At 67.0% G+C, this 23,243-nt stretch carries 28 protein-coding genes; all 28 read left to right on the top strand.

Translation table 11 applies throughout. The features are described from left to right. Positions 1–64: 64 nt before the first annotated feature. The 28 genes from DWF00_RS06300 (at position 65) to DWF00_RS06165 (ending at position 23,230) form a co-directional block, all read left to right on the top strand. Positions 65–508: a VOC family protein gene (locus DWF00_RS06300; RefSeq protein ID WP_114830583.1), complete on the top strand. Its 444-nt coding sequence runs from the start codon at positions 65–67 to the stop codon at positions 506–508. 75 nt (positions 509–583) lie between these two features. Then, on the top strand, positions 584–829 hold the full coding sequence (locus DWF00_RS06295) for a type II toxin-antitoxin system VapB family antitoxin (RefSeq protein ID WP_181832754.1): 246 nt from the start codon (positions 584–586) through the stop codon (positions 827–829). Then, entirely contained in the window at positions 829–1,239 is a 411-nt protein-coding gene (locus DWF00_RS06290; protein ID WP_114830581.1) for a type II toxin-antitoxin system VapC family toxin, read from the top strand. Before DWF00_RS06295 ends, DWF00_RS06290 begins: the two co-directional genes overlap by 1 nt. Positions 1,240–1,258: 19 nt before the next feature. Beyond that, complete coding sequence (locus tag DWF00_RS06285) at positions 1,259–2,302, top strand: aldose epimerase family protein (protein WP_114830580.1); 1,044 nt, start codon at positions 1,259–1,261, stop codon at positions 2,300–2,302. Positions 2,303–2,308: 6 nt separating this feature from the next. After that, positions 2,309–3,202 (top strand): PfkB family carbohydrate kinase, encoded by an 894-nt coding sequence (locus tag DWF00_RS06280; RefSeq protein ID WP_114830579.1) that lies wholly within the window; start codon positions 2,309–2,311, stop codon positions 3,200–3,202. A gap of 115 nt (positions 3,203–3,317) precedes the next feature. Continuing rightward, a complete protein-coding gene (locus DWF00_RS06275) occupies positions 3,318–4,175 on the top strand; it encodes an urease accessory protein UreD (protein ID WP_114830578.1) in 858 nt (285 codons plus the stop codon). 10 nt (positions 4,176–4,185) lie between these two features. Continuing rightward, on the top strand, positions 4,186–4,527 hold the full coding sequence (locus DWF00_RS06270) for a hypothetical protein (RefSeq protein WP_114830577.1): 342 nt from the start codon (positions 4,186–4,188) through the stop codon (positions 4,525–4,527). Next, positions 4,524–5,144, top strand: a complete 621-nt coding sequence (locus DWF00_RS06265) for an urease subunit gamma (RefSeq protein WP_114830576.1) — start codon at positions 4,524–4,526, stop codon at positions 5,142–5,144. The genes DWF00_RS06270 and DWF00_RS06265 overlap by 4 nt, the downstream gene beginning before the upstream one ends. 30 nt (positions 5,145–5,174) lie before the next feature. Further along, positions 5,175–5,498: an AbrB/MazE/SpoVT family DNA-binding domain-containing protein gene (locus tag DWF00_RS06260; protein WP_114830575.1), complete on the top strand. Its 324-nt coding sequence runs from the start codon at positions 5,175–5,177 to the stop codon at positions 5,496–5,498. Positions 5,499–5,543: 45 nt separating this feature from the next. Beyond that, positions 5,544–5,939, top strand: coding sequence for a PIN domain-containing protein (locus tag DWF00_RS06255; protein WP_114830574.1), 396 nt, complete (start codon positions 5,544–5,546; stop codon positions 5,937–5,939). Between the two features lie 31 nt (positions 5,940–5,970). After that, positions 5,971–6,798, top strand: a complete 828-nt coding sequence (locus DWF00_RS06250; protein ID WP_114830573.1) for a DUF1003 domain-containing protein — start codon at positions 5,971–5,973, stop codon at positions 6,796–6,798. A 99-nt stretch (positions 6,799–6,897) separates the two neighbouring features. Beyond that, on the top strand, positions 6,898–7,176 hold the full coding sequence (locus tag DWF00_RS06245; protein WP_114830572.1) for an AbrB/MazE/SpoVT family DNA-binding domain-containing protein: 279 nt from the start codon (positions 6,898–6,900) through the stop codon (positions 7,174–7,176). Further along, complete coding sequence (locus DWF00_RS06240) at positions 7,176–7,574, top strand: PIN domain-containing protein (protein ID WP_114830571.1); 399 nt, start codon at positions 7,176–7,178, stop codon at positions 7,572–7,574. Before DWF00_RS06245 ends, DWF00_RS06240 begins: the two co-directional genes overlap by 1 nt. Before the next feature lie 9 nt (positions 7,575–7,583). Further along, a complete protein-coding gene (gene ureC / locus DWF00_RS06235; RefSeq protein ID WP_114830570.1) occupies positions 7,584–9,320 on the top strand; it encodes an urease subunit alpha in 1,737 nt (578 codons plus the stop codon). Between the two features lie 117 nt (positions 9,321–9,437). Beyond that, positions 9,438–10,478, top strand: coding sequence for an ABC transporter substrate-binding protein (locus tag DWF00_RS06230; RefSeq protein WP_114830569.1), 1,041 nt, complete (start codon positions 9,438–9,440; stop codon positions 10,476–10,478). A 193-nt stretch (positions 10,479–10,671) separates the two neighbouring features. Then, the gene (locus tag DWF00_RS06225; protein ID WP_114830568.1) at positions 10,672–10,980 is read left to right on the top strand and encodes a putative quinol monooxygenase; all 309 of its coding nucleotides are present in this window, start codon (positions 10,672–10,674) and stop codon (positions 10,978–10,980) included. A gap of 24 nt (positions 10,981–11,004) precedes the next feature. Continuing rightward, complete coding sequence (locus DWF00_RS06220) at positions 11,005–11,745, top strand: urease accessory protein UreE (RefSeq protein WP_114830567.1); 741 nt, start codon at positions 11,005–11,007, stop codon at positions 11,743–11,745. Between the two features lie 6 nt (positions 11,746–11,751). Further along, positions 11,752–12,429 carry an urease accessory protein UreF gene (locus DWF00_RS06215; protein ID WP_114830566.1) on the top strand — a complete coding sequence of 226 codons (678 nt, stop codon included), beginning with the start codon at positions 11,752–11,754 and terminating at the stop codon, positions 12,427–12,429. Next, complete coding sequence (ureG, locus tag DWF00_RS06210; protein ID WP_114830565.1) at positions 12,426–13,058, top strand: urease accessory protein UreG; 633 nt, start codon at positions 12,426–12,428, stop codon at positions 13,056–13,058. Before DWF00_RS06215 ends, ureG begins: the two co-directional genes overlap by 4 nt. Positions 13,059–13,069: 11 nt before the next feature. Next, on the top strand, positions 13,070–13,651 hold the full coding sequence (locus tag DWF00_RS06205) for a HupE/UreJ family protein (RefSeq protein ID WP_114830564.1): 582 nt from the start codon (positions 13,070–13,072) through the stop codon (positions 13,649–13,651). A 45-nt stretch (positions 13,652–13,696) separates the two neighbouring features. After that, entirely contained in the window at positions 13,697–14,281 is a 585-nt protein-coding gene (locus tag DWF00_RS06200; RefSeq protein WP_114830563.1) for an ANTAR domain-containing response regulator, read from the top strand. Next, the gene (locus tag DWF00_RS06195) at positions 14,278–15,321 is read left to right on the top strand and encodes a CmpA/NrtA family ABC transporter substrate-binding protein (protein WP_114830562.1); all 1,044 of its coding nucleotides are present in this window, start codon (positions 14,278–14,280) and stop codon (positions 15,319–15,321) included. The genes DWF00_RS06200 and DWF00_RS06195 overlap by 4 nt, the downstream gene beginning before the upstream one ends. A gap of 309 nt (positions 15,322–15,630) precedes the next feature. After that, positions 15,631–16,941 (top strand): CmpA/NrtA family ABC transporter substrate-binding protein, encoded by a 1,311-nt coding sequence (locus DWF00_RS06190; RefSeq protein WP_114830561.1) that lies wholly within the window; start codon positions 15,631–15,633, stop codon positions 16,939–16,941. 185 nt (positions 16,942–17,126) lie between these two features. Next, positions 17,127–18,341 carry an NAD(P)/FAD-dependent oxidoreductase gene (locus tag DWF00_RS06185; protein WP_114830560.1) on the top strand — a complete coding sequence of 405 codons (1,215 nt, stop codon included), beginning with the start codon at positions 17,127–17,129 and terminating at the stop codon, positions 18,339–18,341. 1 nt (position 18,342) lies between these two features. Beyond that, on the top strand, positions 18,343–21,054 hold the full coding sequence (locus tag DWF00_RS06180; RefSeq protein WP_114830559.1) for a nitrate reductase: 2,712 nt from the start codon (positions 18,343–18,345) through the stop codon (positions 21,052–21,054). Between the two features lie 38 nt (positions 21,055–21,092). Next, positions 21,093–21,995 carry a nitrate ABC transporter permease gene (gene ntrB / locus DWF00_RS06175; RefSeq protein WP_114830713.1) on the top strand — a complete coding sequence of 301 codons (903 nt, stop codon included), beginning with the start codon at positions 21,093–21,095 and terminating at the stop codon, positions 21,993–21,995. A 10-nt stretch (positions 21,996–22,005) separates the two neighbouring features. Further along, entirely contained in the window at positions 22,006–22,797 is a 792-nt protein-coding gene (locus DWF00_RS06170) for an ABC transporter ATP-binding protein (RefSeq protein ID WP_114830558.1), read from the top strand. Between the two features lie 10 nt (positions 22,798–22,807). Then, the gene (locus DWF00_RS06165; protein ID WP_114830557.1) at positions 22,808–23,230 is read left to right on the top strand and encodes a globin family protein; all 423 of its coding nucleotides are present in this window, start codon (positions 22,808–22,810) and stop codon (positions 23,228–23,230) included. Positions 23,231–23,243 lie beyond the last annotated feature (13 nt).

Here is a 23,243-nt window from a genome sequence, read left to right as displayed (position 1 = left end):
CAGCCTCTCGCCTGATTTCGGGGTGAGATCAACCCGGCCTCGGCCGGACAGGGGAGCCAAGAGCATGCGTTATCTCCACACCATGGTGCGCGTCACCGATCTCGACCAGGCGCTCGATTTCTATGTGAACAAGTTCGGGCTCGTCGAAACCCGCCGGATCGAGAACGAGAAGGGCCGCTTCACGCTGGTCTTCCTGGCGGCTTCGGACGATGCCGCCGACGTCAAGGGCGCCCGCGGCCGCCCGACCTTGGAACTGACCTATAACTGGGATCCGGAGGCCTATACCGGCGGCCGCAATTTCGGCCACCTCGCCTATGAGGTCGACGATATCTACGCCACCTGCGACAAGCTGATGAAGGCGGGCGTCACCATCAACCGCCCGCCGCGCGACGGCAACATGGCCTTCGTCCGCTCGCCCGACAACATCTCGATCGAGATCCTGCAGAAGGGCGATCCCAAGCCTGCGGCCGAGCCCTGGGCGAGCATGCCGAATACCGGCGCTTGGTGAGGCGCTGGATTGCGCCAGCCTGCTTGTTGAAAGACGGCCTCCATGATATCATTTGGTGATATCATGGAGGTTCCAATGGGAATCCTCGTACGGGACGAGAAGATCGACCGGCAGATCCGCGAGTTGGCGAAGCGCCGGAAGACGTCCCTGCAGGGCGCTATCGGCGTCGCCGTCGAGAATGAGTTGAAACGGCTCGACGAGCGCCGCGAGCGCATTGAAGCCGCTTTCAGACAAGCTCGGGAACGCCTGGCCGCCTATCCGACCATCGATGACGGCATGACGCACAAGGAATTCTTCGACCGCGAATACGGCGACCTCTGATGTTCCTCGACGCATCTGTTCTGATCGCCGCCATAGCCGAGGAGGCTGAGGCGGCCGAGATCAAACTGGCCATGTTCGATGCATCGGAATTGTCCACTACGGCGCTTGCGATCTTCGAAGCCTCCTGTCGCCTCGCGAAATTACGTCGAATCTCGATCGTCCAGGCTCGTGAGGCGGTCGAGGAGTTCCTCGATACCGTGGGTGTGGATTCGATCGTGATCGACGCCGCTCTGGGGCGCGAAGCCCATGCCTGCGCCGATCGCTATCATCACCTCACCGGCCATCCTGCGCGCCTCAACCTGGGCGACTGCTTTGCCTATGCCGCCGCTCGCACCTCCGGCTTGAAGCTCGCCTACAAAGGCAACGACTTCCTCCACACCGACATCGAGGCCGTCCGCTTCGGCCCCTGACTTTTTCGGAGAACCCGCCTTGACCAAGACCTTGTTCGGCACGCTCGCCGATGGAACGCCGATCCACGAGGTGACCTTGCGCTCGGCTGCGGGTGCGCAGGCGCGGATCATCGAATGGGGCGCCGTGGTGCGCGATCTCGTCGTGCCGCATGCGGGCGGGACGCAACGCGTCGTCATCGGCTTCCCGCGGCTGGAGGATTATCCCGCCCACTCGCCGCATGCCGGCGCGATGGCCGGCCGCTATGCCAACCGCATCGCGGGCGGCCGCTTCACGCTCGACGGCAAGACCTACCAGATGCCGCTCAACCAGGACGGCCGGCACAGCCTGCACAGCGGCGGAAACGGCTTCGGCAAGCGACCCTGGACCTTCGTGCATCATGACGAGGCGAGCGTGACGCTCGCCCTGGTCTCGCCCGATGGCGATGCCGGGCTGCCCGGCACGGTCAACGTTTTCTGCCGCTACAGCCTGGTCGGCGCGGCGACGTTGCGGATCGAGCTCGGCGCCACCACTGACGCGGCGACCATCATCAACCTCGCCCATCACTCCTATTTCAAGCTCGACGACGGCGTCGATATCCTCGACCACGAGCTCGAAATCCGTGCCAACCTGATAACGCCTGTCGACACCGACCTGATCCCGGACGGCACGGTCGCGAGCGTCGTCGGCACGCCCTATGATTTCCGGAAAGCCCGCCCCGTCCGCCTGGCGAAGCCGGACGGCTCGCTGTTCTGGTACGATAACAACTTCATCCTGCGCCGCGACCGGAGTGAGCCGAGCGCTGCCGCCGGGCTTGAGATCGCGCATGCCGCGACGCTGCGCTCACCGCGCAACGGGCTGGCCATGCAGGTCTGGACCACCGAGCCCGCCTTGCAGGTCTATGACGGCCGCAACATCAACACGCCGGTGCCGGGCCTCGACGACGCGCCCTACGGCGCCAATGCCGGCATCGCGATGGAGCCGCAGCACGTGCCGGATTCGCCGAACCTGCCGCACTTCCCCTCGACGATCCTGCGCCCTGGCGAGGTCTACCGGCAGGTCAGCGAATACCGCTTCGGCGCCTGAGGCGGCATGGCCGGCGTCTTCTGCCTCGGCATCGCCACGCTCGATTATGTCTACGGCGTCGAGCATTTCCCCACGCGCGGCGAGAAATATCGTGCCCGCGATCTCTCCGTCGGCGGTGGCGGCTGCGCCGGCAACGCCTCGGCTGCCATCGCGCGGCTCGGCGGCAAGAGCTGGATCGCGACACGGCTTTCCGATGACCTGACCGGGGACCGGATCGTCGCCGATCTTGAGGCGGACGCTGTCGATATCCGCTTCGCTCACCGCTTCGAGGGCCTGCGCTCGCCGGTCTCTGCCATCCTGGTCGATGCTGCGGGCGAGCGCATGGTCGTATCCTATTCCGATCCCGCCGTGCCCGAGGCACCGGACTGGTTGCCCGCGACTTTGCCGGTCGGCGCTGGCGCCGTGCTGGCCGATACGCGCTGGGGCGAGGGCTCGCTCGCTGCGCTGAAACTGGCGCGGGCTGCCAATGTCCCCGGCGTGCTCGACGGCGACCGCCGGCCGCCGCATCCCGACCTCCTCGCGACGGCAAGCCATGTCGCCTTCAGCGCCCAGGCCCTGCGCGAGGTCGCGGGCGAGGAGAACCCGCGCGTCGGGCTGGCGAAGCTCGCGCAGGGCGCCGCCAACTGGCTCGCCGTCACGCTCGGCAAGGAAGGCGTGCTCTTCCTCGAGAACGGCGTGGTTGCGCATATCCCGGCCTTCAGCATCGAGACCGTGGACACGCTCGGCGCGGGCGACGTCTGGCACGGCGCCTTCGCGCTTGCGCTGGCCGAAGGGCAGGGCGAGCGCGAGGCCATCCGCTTCGCCTCGGCTGCCGCCGCGATCAAATGCATGCGCTTCGGCGGCCGCGCCGGTGCGCCGACGCGCGACGAGGTCGAGCGGTTCCTGGCCGAAGCCGACTGAGCGTCGCCCTCACAGGTGGTCTCTGCCGTAAATTTAGGCAGTAGCTGCGGCCGAACCCCTTGCCCGGCAAAGCGGCGCACGGAAGATTGGTGCGCCCCCTAGCTCAGGCCTCGAGATGTTAGCGCCGCCCATTCCGGCCTCTGCCGAACCGCTTCTGCCGGCCTATGTCAGGGCCGATGGTGGCGTGCGGCTGCGCTTCGGCAAGGTTGGCGAGGTCACGCGCCGGCTCGAAGTGGCCGAGTCCGGTGGCTACCGCGCCCGCTTCCCGACCACCTTCGACGCGACCTGCGAGGCGGTGTTGATCAATACCGGCGGCGGCATGGCCGGCGGCGATGCGATGCGCGTCGCGGCTGTGGTGGGGCCGGGCGCCGAGGCGGTCATCACCAGCCAGGCGGCCGAGAAGATCTACCGCAGCCAGGGGGCGGATACGCGCGTCGAGACGACGCTTTCGGTCGGTGCCGGTGCCAGCCTCGCCTGGCTGCCGCAGGAGAGCATCCTGTTCTCGGGCGCGCGGCTGGCCCGCAACCTGACCATCGATCTCGCCGCCGATTCCCGGCTCGTCGCCTGCGAAACCGTCTATTTCGGGCGCAGCGCCATGGGCGAGGTGGTGACGCGCGGCGCCCTGCGCGACCGCTGGCGCATCCGGCGCGAGGGCAGGCTCGTCTTCGCCGAGGATCTGCGGCTCGATGGCGCCATCGAGGCCAAGCTCGCCCGCCCGGCCATTGGCGCCGGCGCCCGCGCCACCGCGACCGTGATCGCCGCCGGGCCGGACCATCTGTCGCAGCTCGACGATATCCGCGCGGTCTTCGCCGAAAGCCCTGATTTCACCGGCGTCGAGGCCGGCGCGGGCCTCGTCTCCGGCCTGCTCGTCATCCGCCTGCTCTCCACTGACGCGGGGGCTCTCCGTCGCGCCCTCGTCATGCTGCTTCGGCATGTGACCAAGCGTGCGCTGCCGCGCACGTGGTCAACTTGAGGAGAGCATCATGCTGGCGATCCATGGGCTGAAATGCATCTACGACACCGGCGCTCGGGGCTGGGCGATGGAACTGACTCTCGGTGGCGAGGGCGAAAACGCCGTCCGCCGCTTCGACGTCGACGGCCCGGAAGATGCGGAAATGCTGATCGAAGCTTTTGAGGATTCGTCCTCGAGCATCTTCGATCCGGCGACCGGCGAGATCATCTTCGCTTACGAATATGCCGACCTCGACGAAGACGAGGAAGAGGCTGAAGACGAAGGCGACGAGGAAGAGGACGACGAGGACGGCGAAGAGACCGAGACCTCGGAAGACGACACCGACGAAGACGAAGAGAAGGCCAAGGCATGAATCTGACGCCGCGCGAAAAGGACAAGCTGCTCATCGCCATGGCTGCCATGGTGGCGCGGCGAAGGCTGGAGCGCGGCGTCAAGCTCAACTATCCCGAAGCCGTCGCGCTCATCACCGACTTCGTGGTCGAGGGCGCGCGCGACGGCAGATCGGTCGCCGAGCTGATGGAGGCCGGCGCCCATGTCATCGCCGCCGACCAGGTCATGGACGGCATCGCCGAGCTGATCCACGACGTCCAGGTCGAGGCGACCTTTCCCGACGGCACCAAGCTCGTCACCGTGCATGAGCCGATCCGCGGCTCGGCCGGGCGCCTGAAGCCGGGCGAGGTCACGACGTTGCCGGGCGATCTCATCCTGAACGAGGGCCGCGAGAGCCTGACGCTGACCGTCGCCAATACCGGCGACCGGCCGATCCAGATCGGCTCGCACTACCATTTCTACGAGGCCAACCCGGCGCTCGCCTTCGAGCGCGAGAAGGCGAGGGGGTTTCGTCTCGATATCCCCGCCGGCACCGCCGTGCGCTTCGAACCCGGCCAGAGCCGCGAAGTCAGGCTGGTCGCGCTTGCCGGCAAGCGCGAGGTCTATGGCTTCCGGCAGGAGGTCATGGGGAAATTGTAGGATTCCTTACTTTCCGCTATATGTAAGGATATGGCGCAATGGAAGGGATCGGGCATGGCTACCTTTGATGCGACCGTCACCTCAAAGGGGCAGCTGACGCTGCCAATCGAGATTCGGCGAGCTTGGAATCTGCAGGCGGGGGAGCAGGTCGAGTTCGTCATGCTGAGGGACGGGCGCGTCTTCGTCAGACCGCGCAACCTTCCCGCCTCGGCGATCTTTGGCCTGCTGTCGCATCTCAAGCCGGATCCTGCCTATGCGAGCGACGACGACGCCATCGCCGCGCAGCTTCTGGCGGATGACGAGGCGACCAAATCCGGCCAGGGCCGGTCTCGTGGCGGCCCCCCCCGGCGGTAAATCCTTGGGCGGCAAATCCTTGGGCGGCAAGCCGCCCCGCGCCGCATGATCGGGCTGGATTCTAACATCCTGCTGCGTGCGCTGACCGATGACGACCCGGTGCAATCGCCGAAGGCGCGCGACATTTTGGGAAAGCTCACACCCGCGGAGCGGGGCTACATCAACCTCGTCGTCCTGGCCGAGGTCACCTGGAGCCTAATCCGGAAATATCGGGCCGGGCCTGGCGACATCCATCTCGCGATCGAGACGCTGCTGCACGGCTCGAGCTTCGAGATCGAGGCGCATGGAGAGGTCGCCGCAGCGCTCGAACTCGTCAAGCGCGAAGGCGGCGGCTTCAACGATGCGCTGATCGGCATGTTGAACCGTCAAGCCGGCTGTCAGCGGACGCTGACATTCGACCGGGGCGCGCCGGTAGACGCCGGCTTCGCGATCGTCGAATAGTGCCTACAGCCGCAGTATCCGGGAAGAGCCGATGTCGGAGATCGTTGAACCGCCACGCCCGCCTCTCGATGGAAACGGCAAGAAGCGCGGCGTCTGCGCCATTTCCGGCGTCGAGACCAGCCGCAAGAACCTCGTGCCGCTGGAGACGCTGCGCCCCTCGCTCGCCGAGCGCATCCTTGTCGATTTCCCGCAGCTCACCGAGCACAGCCTGATCAGCAAGACCGAGCTGGCGCGTTATCGCACCCGCTATGTCGAGGAGATCCTGCGCGAGGAGCACGGCGAGTACTCGGACCTCGACCGCGAGGTCGTCGAGAGCATCGCCAGGCAGGATACGATCGCGGCCAATGTCGAGGAGGATTTCGACGAGAAGCGCACCCTCGGCGAGCACCTTTCCGATGGGCTCGCGAGCTTTGGCGGCTCCTGGGCCTTCCTGATCAGCTTCGGCTGCGTGATCTTCGTCTGGATGGTGATCAACGTGCTCCAGGGCACGGGCGCCTTCGACCCCTATCCCTTCATCCTGCTCAATCTCGTGCTCTCTTGCATCGCCGCCATCCAGGCGCCGATCATCATGATGAGCCAGAAGCGGCAGGAGCAGAAGGACCGGCTGCGCTCCTCCAACGACTACCAGGTCAATCTCAAGGCCGAGCTAGAAATCCGGCATCTGCACGAGAAGATCGACCACCTCATCACCAAGCAATGGCAGCGCCTGGCCGAAATCCAGCAGGTCCAGCTCGAGATCCTGCAGGATACCCAGCGCGATCAGGCAAAGCGGCTTGCCAAGGCCAGGCCTGCAGCGAAGAAGAAGCCGGCGCGCCGGAAGCCGGACGGGCCAGCATCGCCAGCCGCGGAGAACGAGTAATCGATCGGCCCAGGTTGCGGCTGCGCCGACGGCTCCTTACTTCTAAGCGTGTAAGGAGCGTGCTACGGTAAGGCGATCTTCTGACGAAAGGCGTCCGCAATGATCAAGGCAGCCAGCACATTGACCTCGAAGGGCCAGTTCACCTTGCCGGTGGAAATCCGTCAGGCGCTCGACCTGCGGCCGGGCGACGAGCTGCGCTTCGAACTGAGCGACGACAAGACGCTCACGGTCGCGCCGAGGCGGCGGCGGAGCATTCGCGAGCTGCGCGAGACCGTGCCGCCTCTGACCTTGGGGCGGCCATTGACGCAAGCCGATATCGAAGACGCCATTACTGAAGAAATGAATGCGCAGGAAGAACGCGTCCGGTTGGCGCGTTGATGCGGGGGATCGACACCAACATCCTGCTGCGCACGGTCGATCTGTCGGACGCCGGTCAAACCGCTGTTGTCGAGCGATTGCTCGACGAGGCAGTTGGCGAGCCATTGTTCGTCAACCACATCGTACTCAGCGAGTTCGCTTGGACGCTGGCGCGGCGCTATCGGTTGAAGCGGGACGAGATCGCGATGCGCCTGCGTCACGTCATCGAGGCGCCCGACTTCGTCGTCGAACGTGCCGATCTTGTGGAGCGGGCACTCGATTTTTTCGAGAACGGCAAGGCGCAGTTCCCGGACTGCCTGATCGGTGCGACGAATCTTGCATCCGGCTGTTCGACCACGCTGACATTCGACGGCGATGCCGTCGGGATGACCGACCTATTCTCGCCCCTGCGACCCTGAGGCTCTCCCATGCCCTTCGCCTTTCCCCGCAATGCCTACGCAGCGATGTTCGGTCCCACCACCGGCGACACGGTGCGCCTCGGCGACACCGAGCTCGTCATCAAGGTCGAGAAGGACTTCACCACCTATGGCGAGGAGGTGAAGTTCGGCGGCGGCAAGGTCATCCGCGACGGCATGGGCCAGTCCCAGGTCCGCAATGCCGACGGCGCGGTCGACACCGTCATCACCAACGCGCTGATCCTCGACCATTGGGGCATCGTCAAAGCCGATATCGGCATCAGGGCCGGCCGCATCTGCGCCATCGGCAAGGCCGGCAATCCCGACATCCAGGCCGGCTTCGGCAATTTCGACCCGTCCGAGACGATCATCGTCGGTCCCGGCACCGAGGTCATCGCCGGCGAGGGCAAGATCATCACCGCCGGCGGCTTCGACAGCCACATCCATTACATCTGCCCGCAGCAGATCGAGGACGCCTTGATGAGCGGCCTCACCACCATGCTGGGCGGCGGCACCGGCCCGGCCCATGGCACGCTCGCGACGACCTGCACGCCCGGCCCCTGGCATCTCGGCCAGATGATCAAGGCCGCCGACGCCTTCCCGATGAACCTCGCCTTCGCCGGCAAGGGCAATGCGGCGCTGCCCGGCGCGCTCGTCGAGATGGTCGAGGCCGGCGCCTGCGCGCTAAAGTTGCACGAAGACTGGGGCACGACCCCGGCCGCGATCGACAACTGCCTCTCGGTCGCCGACGACTATGACGTGCAGGTGATGATCCATACCGACACGCTGAACGAGTCGGGCTTCGTCGAGGACACGATCAAGGCCTTCAAGAACCGTACGATCCACGCCTTTCACACCGAGGGCGCCGGCGGCGGCCATGCCCCCGACATCATGAAGGTCGCGGGCCTGGAGAACGTGCTGCCTTCCTCGACCAACCCGACGCGGCCCTTCACCGTCAACACGCTCGACGAGCATCTCGACATGCTCATGGTCTGCCACCACCTCTCGCCGTCGATCCCGGAGGATCTCGCCTTCGCCGAGAGCCGCATCCGCAAGGAGACCATCGCGGCCGAGGACATCCTGCACGATCTCGGCGCGCTCTCGATGATGTCGTCGGATAGCCAGGCCATGGGCCGCGTCGGCGAGGTCGTCACCCGGACCTGGCAGACCGCTCACAAGATGAAGGTCCAGCGCGGCCCGCTGCCGGAGGATGTCGGCACCGGCGCCGATAATTTCCGCGCCAAGCGCTATGTCGCGAAATACACGATCAACCCGGCGATCTCGCACGGCATCTCCCGCCATATCGGCTCGGTCGAGATCGGCAAGCTCGCCGATCTCGTGATCTGGTCGCCGGCCTTTTTCGGCGCCAAGCCGGACCTGATCATCAAGGGCGGCATGATCGCCGCCGCGCCGATGGGCGACCCCAACGCCTCGATCCCGACGCCGCAGCCGGTGCATTATCGCCCGATGTTCGGCGCCTTCGGCAAGGCCGTGACCTCGACCTCGCTGGTCTTCGTCTCGCAGGCCGCCATGGCGAACGGGCTGAGGAACCGCCTCGGCACCGAGAAGGAGATGGTCGCGGTCGAGAACACCCGCGGCGGCATCTCGAAGAAGAGCATGATCCACAACGACGCTACGCCCGACATCCAGATCGACCCGGAGACCTATGCGGTGGTCGCCGATGGCGAGCTGCTGGTTTGCGAGCCGGCGAAGGAACTGCCGCTGGCGCAGCGGTATTTCCTGTTCTGAAATGGCTGATTTCGCCGTTTTGCCAGGGAATAATCCCCTGCTTGCGGCCGGCATATTGACTTGCAGGCCTGCGATCCGCTTCTTTGCTGGCAAATAAAAATTGCCAGGGAGAGGCCCATGACTCGTTTCCGTTTTGCCCGCCAGGCGTGGTTCTGGCTCGCTGGCGCGGCGCTCATCGCTGCGCATCAGCCTGCGACGGCGCAGGGCCAGGTCACGGTCTACTGCTCCATCCTCGAAGAGCAGTGCCGCGAGGGCGCGGCGATGTTCGAGCGCTCGACCGGCATCAAGGTCGCGATGGTGCGCAAGAGCACCGGCGAGGTCTATGCCCAGGTCAAGGCCGAGGCCACGAATCCGCGCGGCGATATCTGGTGGGGCGGGCCCGGCGAGCCGCATTTGCAGGCGGCGGACGAGGGGCTGCTCGACGAGTACAAGTCACCGCGCCTGCCCGAACTGCACGAATGGGCGCAGCGCCATGCCGAGCAGTCCAAGTTCCGCACCGCCGGGATCTACCTCGGCGCGCTCGGCGTCGGCTACAACACCGAGCTTCTCAAGAAGAAGGGCCTGCCCGAGCCGAAATGCTGGGCCGATCTGCTCGACGCCAAGTTCAAGGACGAGATCCAGATCGCCGATCCGAGCTCCTCCGGCACGGCCTATGTCTTCCTCGCCACCACCGTCCAGCGCTTGGGCGAGGAGAAAGGCTTCGACTACCTCAAGGCCCTGCACAAGAACGTCAACCAGTACACCAAATCCGGCATCGCCCCGGTCAAGGCGACGGCGCTTGGCGAGACCACGGTCGGCATCGCCTTCATCCACGACATGCTGACGCAGCAATTGCAGGGCGCGCCGGTCAAGACCTTCGCCCCCTGCGAGGGCACCGGCTACGAGACCGGCTCGGTCTCCATCATCAAGGGCGGCAAGAACCCGGAGGCGGCCCGCAAGTTCCTCGACTTCGCGCTCTCGCCCGAGGCGCAGAACATCAACGCCAAGCTGAAGATCAATTCGATCCCTTCGAACAAGAACGCCGAACTCTCGCCGGACGCGCCGAAATTCTCGGAGATCAAGCTGATCGACTACGACACGCCGCGCTGGGGCAGCCCGGCCGAGCGCTCGCGGCTGCTGAAGAAATTCGACACCGATGTGAAGGCGCTGCCGCGCTGAGCGCTGCTGCCAAACTTGGCGGCGCAAACACCATCTCTGCTACTAGGTCGGTGCCTCCGGTCTGCGCCGTACGCGTCGCGAGCGGTCTGTTTACCATCTGTAAAGCCGGCATCGCGCGCCCTGCATCCTTGGTCGAGTCTCATGCGTATCCGGTCGGGGCGCTTGGCCCCGGCTACGTAGGAGGCAAGGCCGCATGTCCGATCCGGTTATCGTCATCGCGCGGGCGCGGGTGCGGCCCGATGCCCGTGCGGCTTTCGTCGCTGCGGCGCGCGATTGCATCGCCGCGACGCGCCGCGAGCATGGCTGCCTCGCCTATGACATGCATGAGAGCCTGACCGAGCCCGGGCATTTCGTCTGCATCGAGAGCTGGGAGCAGCGCGAGCATGTCGACCGGCACCTGCAGCAGCCGCACCTGCGGGCCTTCCTCGATGTCGCAGGGGCTTGCGTCACGGCTCCGCCGGTGATCGAAGTGATCGAACCGCGATCGGTCGATCGCCTCTGATCCATCTCGCACAGGTTCACGATCATGCTGCGCGCCACCTCCGTCACCCGCAAGGCCGCGGTCAAGCAGGACAAGGTCGTCGAGACGCTGACCCTCGACCATGAGGACCGCAACCGCCGCCGCGTCGCGCTCAAGGGCGATGGCGGGCTCGACATCCTGCTCGACCTCGACAAGCCGACCGCGCTGAACGATGGCGACGCCGTCAAGCTCGAGGACGGCCGGCTTGTCCTGATCAAGGCCGCGGCGCAGCGCCTGCTGGAGATACGTGCCGAGAACCCGCTGCGCCTGATGCGCGTCGCCTGGCATATCGGCAACCGCCACACCCCGGCCGAGATCACGGCCGATGCGATCTATATCGAGAACGACCATGTCCTCGCCGAGATGATCCGCGGCCAGGGCTGCGCCATGAGCGAGGTCGAGCGGCCGTTCCAGCCGGAGCGCGGCGCCTATGATCACGCGGGCCATGACCATAGTGGTCACGATCATCACGGCCATGAGCATCATGCCCACGGTGCAGATTGTGGCTGCGGTCACGATCACAGCCATGACCATCATGATCATGGCCATGAACACCATGATCACAAGGCTCATGACCACGGCCACGACCATAAGCACGCGCACGAACATGGCCACGAGCACAAGCACGATCACGCGCATGCCCATGGCGCCGATTGCGGCTGCGGCCATGACCACGACCACAAGCACGATCATGGCCACCATCACGGCGCCGAGCATGCGCATAAGGGCCACAAGCACGACCATTGAGGGCTGATGTCTCACGCCCATCTGCCGCTGCTGGTCTGGCTCTCGCCGTCCTTCCCGGTCGGCGCCTTCGCCTATTCGCATGGGCTCGAATGGGCCCATGAGGCCGGCGACCTCACCGACGCCGCGACGTTGCGCGACTGGCTCGACGCGCTCGTCACGCACGGCTCGCTGCACAATGACCTCGTGCTCTTCGCCTGCGCCTGGCGCGCCTGCGGGGAGGGGGATGGGGCCGCGCTCGCCGAGATCGCCGAACTGGCGCTGGCCCTGGCCAACTCCGCCGAGCGCCGGCTGGAGACGGTGACGCAGGGCAATGCCTTCATCCTGGCCGGGCGTGCCGCCTGGCCCTGCGCATCGTTTGATCGGCTGCGCGCGGCCTGGGATGGCGACGTCGCCTATCCCGTCGCCGTCGCCGTCGCCACCAATGGCCATGACGTGCCGCTGCGCCCGGCGCTGGAGGCCTATGCGCTCGGCTTCGTCGCGAACCTCGTCTCGGCCTCGGTCAGGCTCGGCATCGTCGGCCAGACCGACGGGCAGAGGATCATCGCCGGGCTGGTGCCGTCCTTGCATGAGGCCGCCGCACGCACCGAGGCCGCGACGCTCGACGATCTCGGCGGCTGCGCGCTTCGCTCGGACCTGGCGTCTTTGCGTCACGAAACCCAGTATTCGAGGCTGTTCCGCTCATGACTAGCTCACCCCACGGCCCGCTTCGCGTCGGCATCGGCGGCCCGGTCGGCTCCGGCAAAACCGCGCTGATGGAGGTGCTCTGCAAGCGCATGCGCGATCGCTACGACCTCTGCGCCATCACCAACGACATCTACACCAAGGAGGATGCGCGCCTGCTGACCGTGGCCGGCGCCCTGCCGGAAGAGCGCATCATGGGCGTCGAGACCGGCGGCTGCCCGCATACCGCGATCCGCGAGGATTGCTCGATCAACCTCGCCGCGGTCGAGGAGATGCGAGCCAAATTCCCCAAGCTCGACCTCATCCTGATCGAATCCGGCGGCGACAACCTCGCCGCGACCTTCTCGCCCGAACTGGCCGACATCACGATCTACGTCATCGACGTAGCTGCGGGCGAAAAAATCCCGCGCAAGGGCGGGCCGGGCATCACCCGCTCCGACCTGCTCGTCATCAACAAGATCGATCTTGCGCCATATGTCGGTGCGGATCTTGCAGTGATGGACCGGGATTCGCGCACCATGCGCGGCAAGCGCCCCTTCGTCTTCACCAATACGCGGGCGGGTGACGGGGTCGACGTGGTGGTGGATTTCATCGAGACGGCGGGCGGGCTCCGAGCCGCCGCGCAAGGCTGAGGGAACTGACGATGACGAAGCGGATCACCGGCGCGCTCGCGCTCCTCCTGACGATGGCGGCGGCTGCGCCCGCCCTGGCCCATACCGGCCACGGCTCGGTCGACGGCTTCGCCCACGGCCTGCTGCACCCGCTGACCGGGCTCGACCATATCCTGGCCATGGTCGCCGTCGGCCTCTGGGCCGGGCTCGTCGGCGGCAAGGCGCGCATCGCCTACCCCGTCGCCTTCGTCGGCATGATGGTCGCCGCCGGCATCTGGGGCATGTCCGGCGTAGCGCTGCCCGGCGTCGAGATCGGCATCGCCATCTCCGTTGTGATGCTGGGCCTTGCGATCACGTTCAGGCTCTCGCCGCCGCTCGCGGCCGGCACGCTGGCTTGCGGCCTCTTCGCCATCTTCCACGGCTTCGCCCATGGCGCCGAGCTGCCCGAGAATGCCAGCGGCTTCAGCTATGCGCTCGGCTTCATCGTCGCGACCGCGGCGCTGCATGGCGTCGGCCTCGTGCTGGCGAGCGGACTTGCCGCGCGAGCGCCGCTGCTGGCGCGCGTCGCCGGCGGTGGTTTGGTTCTGGCCGGGGTCGCCATCCTGGCGGGTTGAGGGCGGCGGCTTCATTCCTGCGGGTGCAAGGCATAGATCGCGGACATGAAGCCGGACCTCAAAATCCTGATCGTCGACGCCAACCCCGTCCGCGCCGCGATCATCGACGAGGGCCTGCGCGAGGCCGGCTTCACCGACCTCGTCCGCATCGGCGCGACCAATGGGCTCGTCGCCGCGATCGAGGCGCATGATCCCGACGTGGTCGTGATCGACCTTGAGGACCCGAGCCGCGACGCGTTGGCCGACATGTTCCTGGTCAGCCGCCACGTGAAGCGCCCGATCACCATGTTCGTCGACCAGTCCGACACGGCCTCGATCGAGGCGGCGGTCGAGGCCGGCGTCTCCGCCTATATCGTCGACGGCCTGAAGAAGGAGCGGCTGAAGCCGATCCTGCAGACCTGCATCAGCCGCTTCAACGCCTTCCGCCGCCTGCGCGAGGAGCTCGACGAGGCCCGCTCCCAGCTCGAGGAGCGCAAGGCGATCGACCGCGCCAAGGGCATCGTCATGCGCCTGAAAGGGCTCGGCGAGGACGAGGCCTACGCCCTGATGCGCCGCACCGCGATGAACGAGAAGCGCAAGCTCGCCGAGATCGCCCGCTCCATCATCACAGCCGCCGAGGTGCTGAAATGACCCTGCATCTGCGTGTCGGATTCCTGCCGCTGGTCGATGCCGCGCTTCTGGTCGCTGCGGCCGACGAGGGCTTCGCCGAGGCGGAAGGCCTCTCGCTCGAACTGGTGCGCGACGTCTCCTGGTCGAACCTGCGCGACAAGCTGCATGTCCGCCTGCTCGACGCGGCCCATATGCTCGCGCCCGCCGCGATCGCCTCGACGCTCGGCCTCAACGGTGTCAAGGCACCGATGGCGGTGCCGATAGCGCTCAACCTCAACGGCAACGCCATCACCGTCTCGCAGCGCCGCTTCGAGGAATTGTCGCGTGCGGCGCAGGGCGATCTCGCCGATCCCGCCGTCTCGGCCCGGGCACTGGCGAAGCTGGTCGCGACCCGCAAGGCCTCCGGCCTGCCGCCTTTGACCTTCGCCGCGGTCTTCGCCTTCTCCAGCCACACCTACCTGCTCGGCGAGTGGATGGCGCTGGGTGGCGTCAAGCTCGGCGAAGATGTCCGCTTCGAGGTCGTGCCGCCGGTGCGCACCGTGGAGGCGCTGAGCAGCGGCCAGGTCGATGGCTTCTGTGCCGGCGCGCCCTGGAACACGCTGGCCGTCGCCACCGGCATCGGCGCCATCCTGCATTGCGGCGTCGATCTTCAGCCCGATTGCCCGGAAAAGGTGCTGGCCTGGCGGGCCGACGATGTCGAGCGCCGCAGCGAGGCGGTCTCAAAACTCAACGCCGCCCTGATCGAGGCCAGCCGCTGGGCGAACTCCCCGGCCAACTGGCCGCATCTCGCTGAATTGCTGGCCGCGCCGGAGCGGCTCAACACCCGCGCCGATATCGTCGAATCCGTGCTGCGCGGCGAGATCGCGCAGGGCGGCAATCGCCCGACCCGCCACGTTCCCGACTATATCCGCTTCGACCCCGACGCCATTCGCCCCGACCCTGCCCATGCCGACTGGGTGCTGGCCGGGATGGGGCGCGCCGGGCAGCTCAGCGATGATCCCGCTGCCGCCGAGATCGCCCGCTTGGTCTTCCGCCCGGCGCTGTTCGAAGCCCGCCGCTGAATTTTCAGGCTTGCGCAAGTTTTGTGCATCTGCGTCGCATTTGTGCGACGCACAAGGGCAGATCGGCCCTTCGGCCCGCCCGGCTGATTCAGCCTTGAACCAAAGCAATTCAAACGCTTGGCCCGGCCGCCGCCGGCTGGCACGCGTTTTGTATCGGTTCTAACGACGCGGCCAACGCTGCCCGCGCCAGTTCGAACCGGAACGCACAGCAACGCCGCTGTCGATTGGGCCCGCAAGGGCGCTCTCGCGCGGCGTTTTCGTTTTCGGCGGCATGGCGGGCCCAACCCTTTCACATCCACGAGGCGATCGATGACGAAGACCGTTCAGAAGGCCGGAGTTTCAGGTTCAAGCCGCCGCCAGCTGCTCAAGCTCTCCGGCGCCGCCGCGCTTCTCGCCGCAGCCAGGACTGCGTTTCCGTCGGGCGCCTTCGCCCAGGAAGCCGGTCCCGAGATCAAGGGCACGCGCCTCGGCTACATCGCGCTCACCGATGCCGCGCCGCTGATCATCGCCAAGGAGAAGGGCCTCTTCGCCAAATACGGCCTGCCCGACATGGAGATCGCCAAGCAGGCCTCCTGGGGCGCGACGCGCGACAACATGGCGCTCGGCTTCAAGAATAACGGCATCGATGGCGGCCACATCCTGCGGCCGAAGACGCATCTCTACTCGACCGGCAAGGTGATGCAGAACGGCCAGCCGCTGCCGATGTACACGCTGCTCAACCTCAACGAGGACAGCCAGGGCATCTCGGTCTCCAACGAGTACAAGGACTTGAACGTCCAGAAGGATGCCTCGGCCCTGAAGGCGGCCTTCGAGCGCAAGCGCGCGGCCGGCAAGGAGCTGACCGCCGCCATGACCTTCCCGGGCGGCACCCATGATCTCTGGATCCGCTACTGGCTCGCGGCCGGCGGCATCGACCCCGACAGCGAGATCAAGCTGATCACCGTGCCGCCTCCGCAGATGGTGGCGAACATGAAGGTCGGCACCATGGACTGCTTCTGCGTCGGCGATCCCTGGCACGAGCAGCTCGTCAACCAGAACATCGGCTACACCGCGCTGACCACGGGCGAGCTCTGGTTCCAGCACCCCGAGAAGATTTTGGGCATGCGCGCCGACGTCGTCGACGCCAATCCCAAGGCGACGCAGGCGATCCTGATGGCCGTCATGGAGGCCCAGATCTGGGCCGACAAGATGGACAACAAGCAGGAGCTGGCCGACATCGTCGGCCGCCGGCAATGGTTCAACGTGCCCGTCGCCGACATCATCGGCCGGCTCAAGGGCGACATCAATTACGGCAATGGCCGCGTCGCCAAGGGCACCAACCTCTACATGAAGTTCTGGGGCGAGGGCGGCGCCGCCTCCTATCCCTGGAAGAGCCTCGACACCTGGTTCGTCACCGAGAACATCCGCTGGGGCAAGTTCGAGCCGACGCTGGACATCAAGGCGCTGGTCGAAAAGACCAACCGCAGCGACCTCTGGTCGGAGGCCGCCAAGACGCTCGGCGTCGCCAATGCGCCCAAGGGCGACTCGCGCGGTGTCGAGACCTTCTTCGACGGCGTGAAGTTCGATCCGGCGGCGCCGATGGACTACCTCAAGGCCCTCAAGATCAAGCGGATCGCCTGAGCCATGGCCCGCTCAGTTTCCCTCAACCGTAACCCTGAGGCGCGCCGCCATCCCCTTCCCCCCGCTTGCGGTGGGGAAGGGCTAGGGATGGGGGGGCGTAAAGCCGGAGTGCCACCTGCGTTGTCGCGCCGAGCGGCACTGCCCCCCACCCCAACCCTCCCCACCGCAAGCGGGGGGAGGGAGTGATGGCCGAACCGCTGATCATCGTCGGCAAGGGAATGGCGGCGACGCGGCTGGTCGACGAGCTCAGCCAGCGCGCGCTCGGCCGCTATTCCATCGCGGTGATCGGCGCCGAGCCCAGGCTCGCCTATAACCGCGTGCTGCTCTCGCCGCTGCTGGCGGGCGAGATCGGCGCGCCCGATATCGAGCTGAAGCCCGCCGTCTGGTGGCGGGCGAGGGGTGTCTCGACGCTGTACGGCCGGGCCGTCACGGCGATCGATCGCGAGGCGAAGACGATTGCGCTCGAAGGCGGCCTGAGCCTGCCTTATGCCAAGCTCGTGCTCGCCACCGGCTCAAGCCCATTGAAGCCGCCGTTTCCCGGCATCGATCTGCCCGGCGTCGCGACCTTCCGCGACACCGCCGATGTCGAGCTGCTGCGCGCCCATGCTGAGCGCGGCGCCCGCATCGTCGTGATCGGCGGCGGCCTGCTCGGGCTGGAGGCGGCCTATGGGCTGTCCAGGGCCGGCGGCAAGGTCACGCTGCTGCACCTCGTCGACCGGCTGATGGAACGCCAGCTCGATGGCGAAGGTGCGGCGCTGCTCGCGGCTGAGATGAGCAAGCGCGGCATCGCGGTGCGCCTCAACGCCGCCACCAAGGGCTTCGTCGGCACGGATAAGGTCGAGGGCGTCGAGCTTGCAGGTGGCACGATCGTCCCCGCCGATCTCGTCGTCATCGCCATCGGCGTCCGGCCGAATGCCAGCCTCGCCAAGACGGCGGGCATCGCAACCAATCGCGGCATCCTGGTCGATGACGGCCTGGCCAGCGACGATCCCGCGATCTTCGCCATCGGCGAATGCGCCGAGCATCGCGGCCAGGTCTACGGCCTGGTCGAGCCGGCCTATGAGCAGGCCCGCGTGCTCGCAGCGCGGCTTGCCGGCAAGGACGCCAGCTATGCCGGCTCCTTGCTCGCGACCAACCTCAAGGTCAGCGGCGTCGGCGTCTTCTCGGCTGGCGATTTCGAGGCGGGCGAGGGCGATGAGCTTGTCGTGCTGCGCGACCGCGCCGCCGGCATCTACCGCAAGTTCGTGCTGCGCGAGGGAAGGCTCGTCGGCTGCATCCTCGTCGGCGAGACCTCGGGCGCGCTGTTCTATCTCGGCCTGATCCGCTCCGGCCAGGACATCACGGCCATGCGCGCCGATCTGCCCTTCGGCGAGGCCTATTGCGTCGGGGAGGCCGCCTGACATGCGCCACGACGCCCCGCTATCCAGCGCCGGCCCGGTCCGCACGACCTGCCCCTATTGCGGGGTCGGCTGCGGCGTGCTGGCGCTGCCGGACGGCAAGGGCGGCGCGGCTGTGGCGGGCGATCCGACCCATCCCGCCAATCTCGGCCGGCTCTGCTCCAAGGGCTCGGCGCTGGGCGAGACGCTCGGCCTCGGCAGCCGCGTCCTGCACCCGCTGAAGCGCAATGCCGCTGGTGATTATGATCGCGTGTCCTGGGACGTCGCGCTCGATGCGGTCGCAGATGGCCTCAAGACGATCATCGCCGAGCATGGCCCGGAAGCCGTCGCCTTCTACCTCTCCGGCCAGCTCCTGACCGAGGATTATTATGTCGCCAACAAGCTGATGAAGGGCTTCATCGGCTCACCGCATGTCGACACCAATTCACGGCTCTGCATGTCCTCGACCGTCGCCGGCCAGCGCCGCGTCTTCGGCTCGGACACCGTGCCGGGCAGCTACGAGGACCTCGACTGCGCCGACCTGATCGTGCTGGTCGGCTCGAACACCGCCTGGTGCCACCCGGTCCTGTTCCGCCGCATCCAGCAGAACCGGGCCGAGCGCGGCGCCAAGGTCGTCGTCATCGATCCGCGCGTCACCGCGACAGCCGAGGATAGCGACCTTGTCCTGCCGCTGAAGCCGGGTTCGGACGGCGCGCTCTTCGCCGGCCTGCTCGTCCATCTCACTGATCAAGGCCTGACCGACGCGACCTATCTCGCCAATCACACCGCGGGCTTCGACGAGACGCTGGCCAATGCCCGCGCCATCGCGCCCGATATGGCGGCGGTCGCGAGCCATACCGGGCTGAAGCTGGCCGATATCGCCGCCTTCTACGCGCTCTGGGCCGGCACGCCTGCCGTGGTCACGGCCTGGAGCCAGGGCGTCAACCAATCGGCACAGGGCACCGACAAGGTCGCCGCGATCCTGCATTGCCACCTCGCCACCGGCCGCATCGGCCGGCCCGGCGGCGGGCCGTTCTCGCTGACCGGCCAGCCCAACGCCATGGGCGGGCGCGAGGTCGGCGGGCTCGCCAACATGCTGGCGGCCCATATGAACTACACCCCGGCCGAGATCGACCGCGTCGGCCGCTTCTGGAACGCGCCCAACATGGCGCGCCACGAGGGGCTCAAGGCGGTAGCCATGCTCGACGCCGTCGCCGAAAAGCGCATCCGGGCGCTCTGGGTGATGGCGACCAACCCGGCTGTCTCGCTGCCGCGCGCCGACCATGTGCTCTCGGCACTGAAGGGGCTCGACCTCTTCGTCGTCTCCGAGAACGTCATCTCCAACGACACGCTGCGCGGCGAGCCCGACTTCATCCTGCCCGCCGCCGCCTGGGGCGAGAAGGACGGCACCGTCACCAATTCCGAGCGCCGCATCTCGCGCCAGCGCGCCTTCTTAGCCCTGCCGGGCGAGGCGAGGCCGGATTGGTGGATCATTTGCGAGGTCGCCAGGCGGCTCGGCTTCGCCCAGGCCTTCAACTACCCCGACGCTTCCGAGATCTATGTCGAACACGCCACGCTCTCGGCTTTCGAGAACGAGGGCAGCCGCGACTTCGACATCGGCGCGCATTCGATGCTCGATCGCCGCGCCTATGACGCGCTCAACCCGGTGCAATGGCCGGTTCCGGCTGGGCGTCCGCTCGGCACGCCCCGGCTCTTCGCCGATGGCAATTTCTACACGCCAGATCGCCGCGCGAGCCTGAAGCCGCTGGCTACGCCCGCGCTCGCCGCGACCGTGAGTGAGGAGTTCCCGCTGGTCCTCAACACCGGCCGCATCCGCGACCAGTGGCACACGATGACCCGCACGGGCCTGAGCCCAAAGCTCGGCGCCCATATCAGCGAGCCCTCGGTCTATGTGAACCCGGCCGACGCCATCCGCTACGGCCTCACGGCTGGCGGCTTCGCCCGCATCGAGAACGGCCATGGCGCTGTCGTGCTCAAGGTCGCCCTCGATGCCGGCGTCCCGCAGGGCTCGCTTTTCGCCCCGATTCACTGGTCGGCCGAGACGGCCTCGCATGCCCGCATCGGCGCCGCCGTGCAGCCGCTTTGCGATCCCTTTTCCGGCCAACCCGAGATGAAGGCGACGCCCTCGCGCATCCTCCCCGTCGCCTATGCCTCCAGAGGCTTCGTGCTCTCGCGTGATCCCGCCGCGCTGCCGGCCGGAAGCTGGTGGGCCTCGGTCGCCGTCGAAGGCGGGCAGGGCAGGCTCTTTGCCACCGACGCCTCGGCCGAGGAACTGATGGCCCATAGCCGCAGCCTCTTCGGCGAGGACGGGCTGGTCGAGATGATCGACCGCGAGGCCGGCATCTATCGCTGCGCCGCGACGCGCGACGGCAAGCTCGTCGCCGCCCTGTTCCTCGGCCCGGCTGCGCGTGCACCGCTCTGGGACACGGTCAAGGCCGCCTTCGCTGACCCCGACTTTGCGCCGCAGAACCGGCTTGCCCTCTTGGCCGGCCGCCGGCTCGATGGCGCGGCCGATCCCGGCCCGGTGGTTTGTGCCTGCTTCGGCGTCGGCCTCAATGCCATCCGTGCAGCCTTCGCAGCCGGCAACGAGGTCAGCGTCGAGGATATCGGCCGCCAGCTCAAGGCCGGCACCAATTGCGGCTCCTGCCTGCCGGAACTCCGGCGCATCGGCGCCAGCGAGCGCCAAGGGGCCTCGGCAGGAGAGGCGGCGGCATGAGCATCACCAGCATCGAAGCGATCGAGAGGAGCAACGGGATGGGTCAGGCCGTCTTGAAGGAGGCCGATGCGAAAATCGTCGCATTGCCGGCCGCGAAGGCGCAGGTCGTCAGCCTGCCGCAAGCGGCGGGCAAGCCGCTGATGGCGCGCATCCTGCCGTGGCTCAGGCCGATCCTGCAGAATGTCGTGCCGCCGCTCATCACCGTCGCGCTGATCCTGCTCTTCTGGCAGATCGCGGCCTCCGGCCCGCAATCCTCCCTGCCGCCGCCGACCAAGATCTGGGACGAGGCCAAGGACCTGATCACCGAGCCGTTCTACTGGGCCGGCACGCAGGACATCGGCCTTGGCTGGCGCATCCTGGTCTCGCTCCAGCGCGTCGCCATTGGCTTCGGCCTCGCCGCCATCGCCGGAGTGCTCGTCGGCGCGCTGATCGGCCAGTCGATCTGGGCGATGCGCGGGCTCGACCCCGTCTTCCAGGTGCTGCGCACCGTGCCGCCGCTCGCCTGGCTGCCGCTCTCGCTCGCCGCCTTCCGCGACAGCCAGCCCTCGGCGATCTTCGTGATCTTCATCACGGCGATCTGGCCGGTGATCATCAACACTGCCGTCGGCATCCGCAACATCCCGCAGGACTACCGCAACGTCGCGCAGGTGCTGCGGCTCAACCAGGTCGAGTTCTTCTTCAAGATCATGGTGCCCTCGGCCGCGCCCTACATCTTCACCGGCCTGCGCATCGGCGTCGGCCTGTCCTGGCTCGCCATCGTCGCAGCGGAGATGCTGACAGGCGGCGTCGGCATCGGCTTCTTCATCTGGGACGCGTGGAACTCCTCGCGCCTCTCCGACATCATCGTGGCGCTGATCTACATCGGCGTGGTCGGCTTCATCCTCGACCGCCTCGTCGCCTTCATCGGCACGGTCGTCACCCGCGGCACTGTGGTCAACTGAGGAGGATGCGATGAGCTATCTCAAGATCGACCATGTCGACAAAAGCTTCCAGCGCGGCGCCGCCACGACCGAGGTGCTGAAGGACATCAACCTCGTCATCGACAAGGGCGAGTACGTCTCGATCATCGGCCATTCCGGCTGCGGCAAGTCGACCTTGCTCAACATCATCGCCGGACTGACCCCGGTGAGCAAAGGCGCGGTGCTGCTGGAGGACAAGGAGGTCAGCGAACCCGGCCCGGAGCGCGCCGTCGTCTTCCAGAACCACTCGCTGCTGCCCTGGCTCAGCGTCTACGACAATGTCGCGCTGGCCGTGAACAAGGTCTTCGGCCGCACCAAGTCGCGGGCCGAGCGGCATGACTGGATCATGCACAATCTCGACCTCGTCCAGATGGGCCATGCCAGCGACAAGCGCCCGGCCGAGATCTCCGGCGGCATGAAGCAGCGCGTCGGCATCGCGCGCGGCCTGTCGATGCAGCCAAAAATCCTCCTGCTCGACGAGCCCTTCGGGGCACTCGACGCGCTGACCCGCGCGCATCTGCAGGATTCGGTGATGCAGATCCATGCCGCGCTCGGCAACACGATGATCATGATCACCCACGATGTCGACGAGGCCGTGCTGCTCTCCGACCGCATCGTGATGATGACCAACGGCCCCTCCGCCCGCATCGGCGAGGTGCTGCAGGTCGATCTTGCGCGCCCGCGCAAGCGCCTCGAACTGGTCTCCGACCGCAGCTACATCGCGGCGCGCGAGGCCGTCCTGAAATTCCTCTACGAGCGCCACCGCTTCGTCGAGGCAGCATGAGGGGGCTTCCATGACACCTGAGCAGATTGCCAACGTCCGCGACAGTTTTGGCAAGGTCGCGCCCATCGCCGATCAGGCCGCAGCCCTGTTCTACGGCCGGCTCTTCGAGATAGCGCCCGAGACCCGCGCCCTGTTCAAGTCGGATATCAGCGAGCAGGGCCGCAAGCTGATGGCGACGCTCGCCGTCGTCGTGCGTGGCCTCGACGATTTGCCCGCGCTGATGCCGGCGGTGACGCGGCTGGCCGAGCGCCATGCCGGCTATGGCGTGGAAGCGACGCACTACGTCCCGGTCGGCGCAGCCTTGCTCTGGACGCTGGAGCAGGGGCTCGGCGAAGGCTTCACGCCCGAGGTCAAGGACGCCTGGACCACGGCCTACGGCACCTTGTCCGGCGCGATGATTGCGGCGGGCGAAGCCGCGGCTCCGGTCGCTTGAGCTTTCGGGACAG

The organism is Allobosea caraganae (genome assembly GCF_003351345.1).
GTDB classification, from domain to species: domain Bacteria; phylum Pseudomonadota; class Alphaproteobacteria; order Rhizobiales; family Beijerinckiaceae; genus Allobosea; species Allobosea caraganae.
This window is presented reverse-complemented; position numbering and strand designations above follow the sequence as displayed.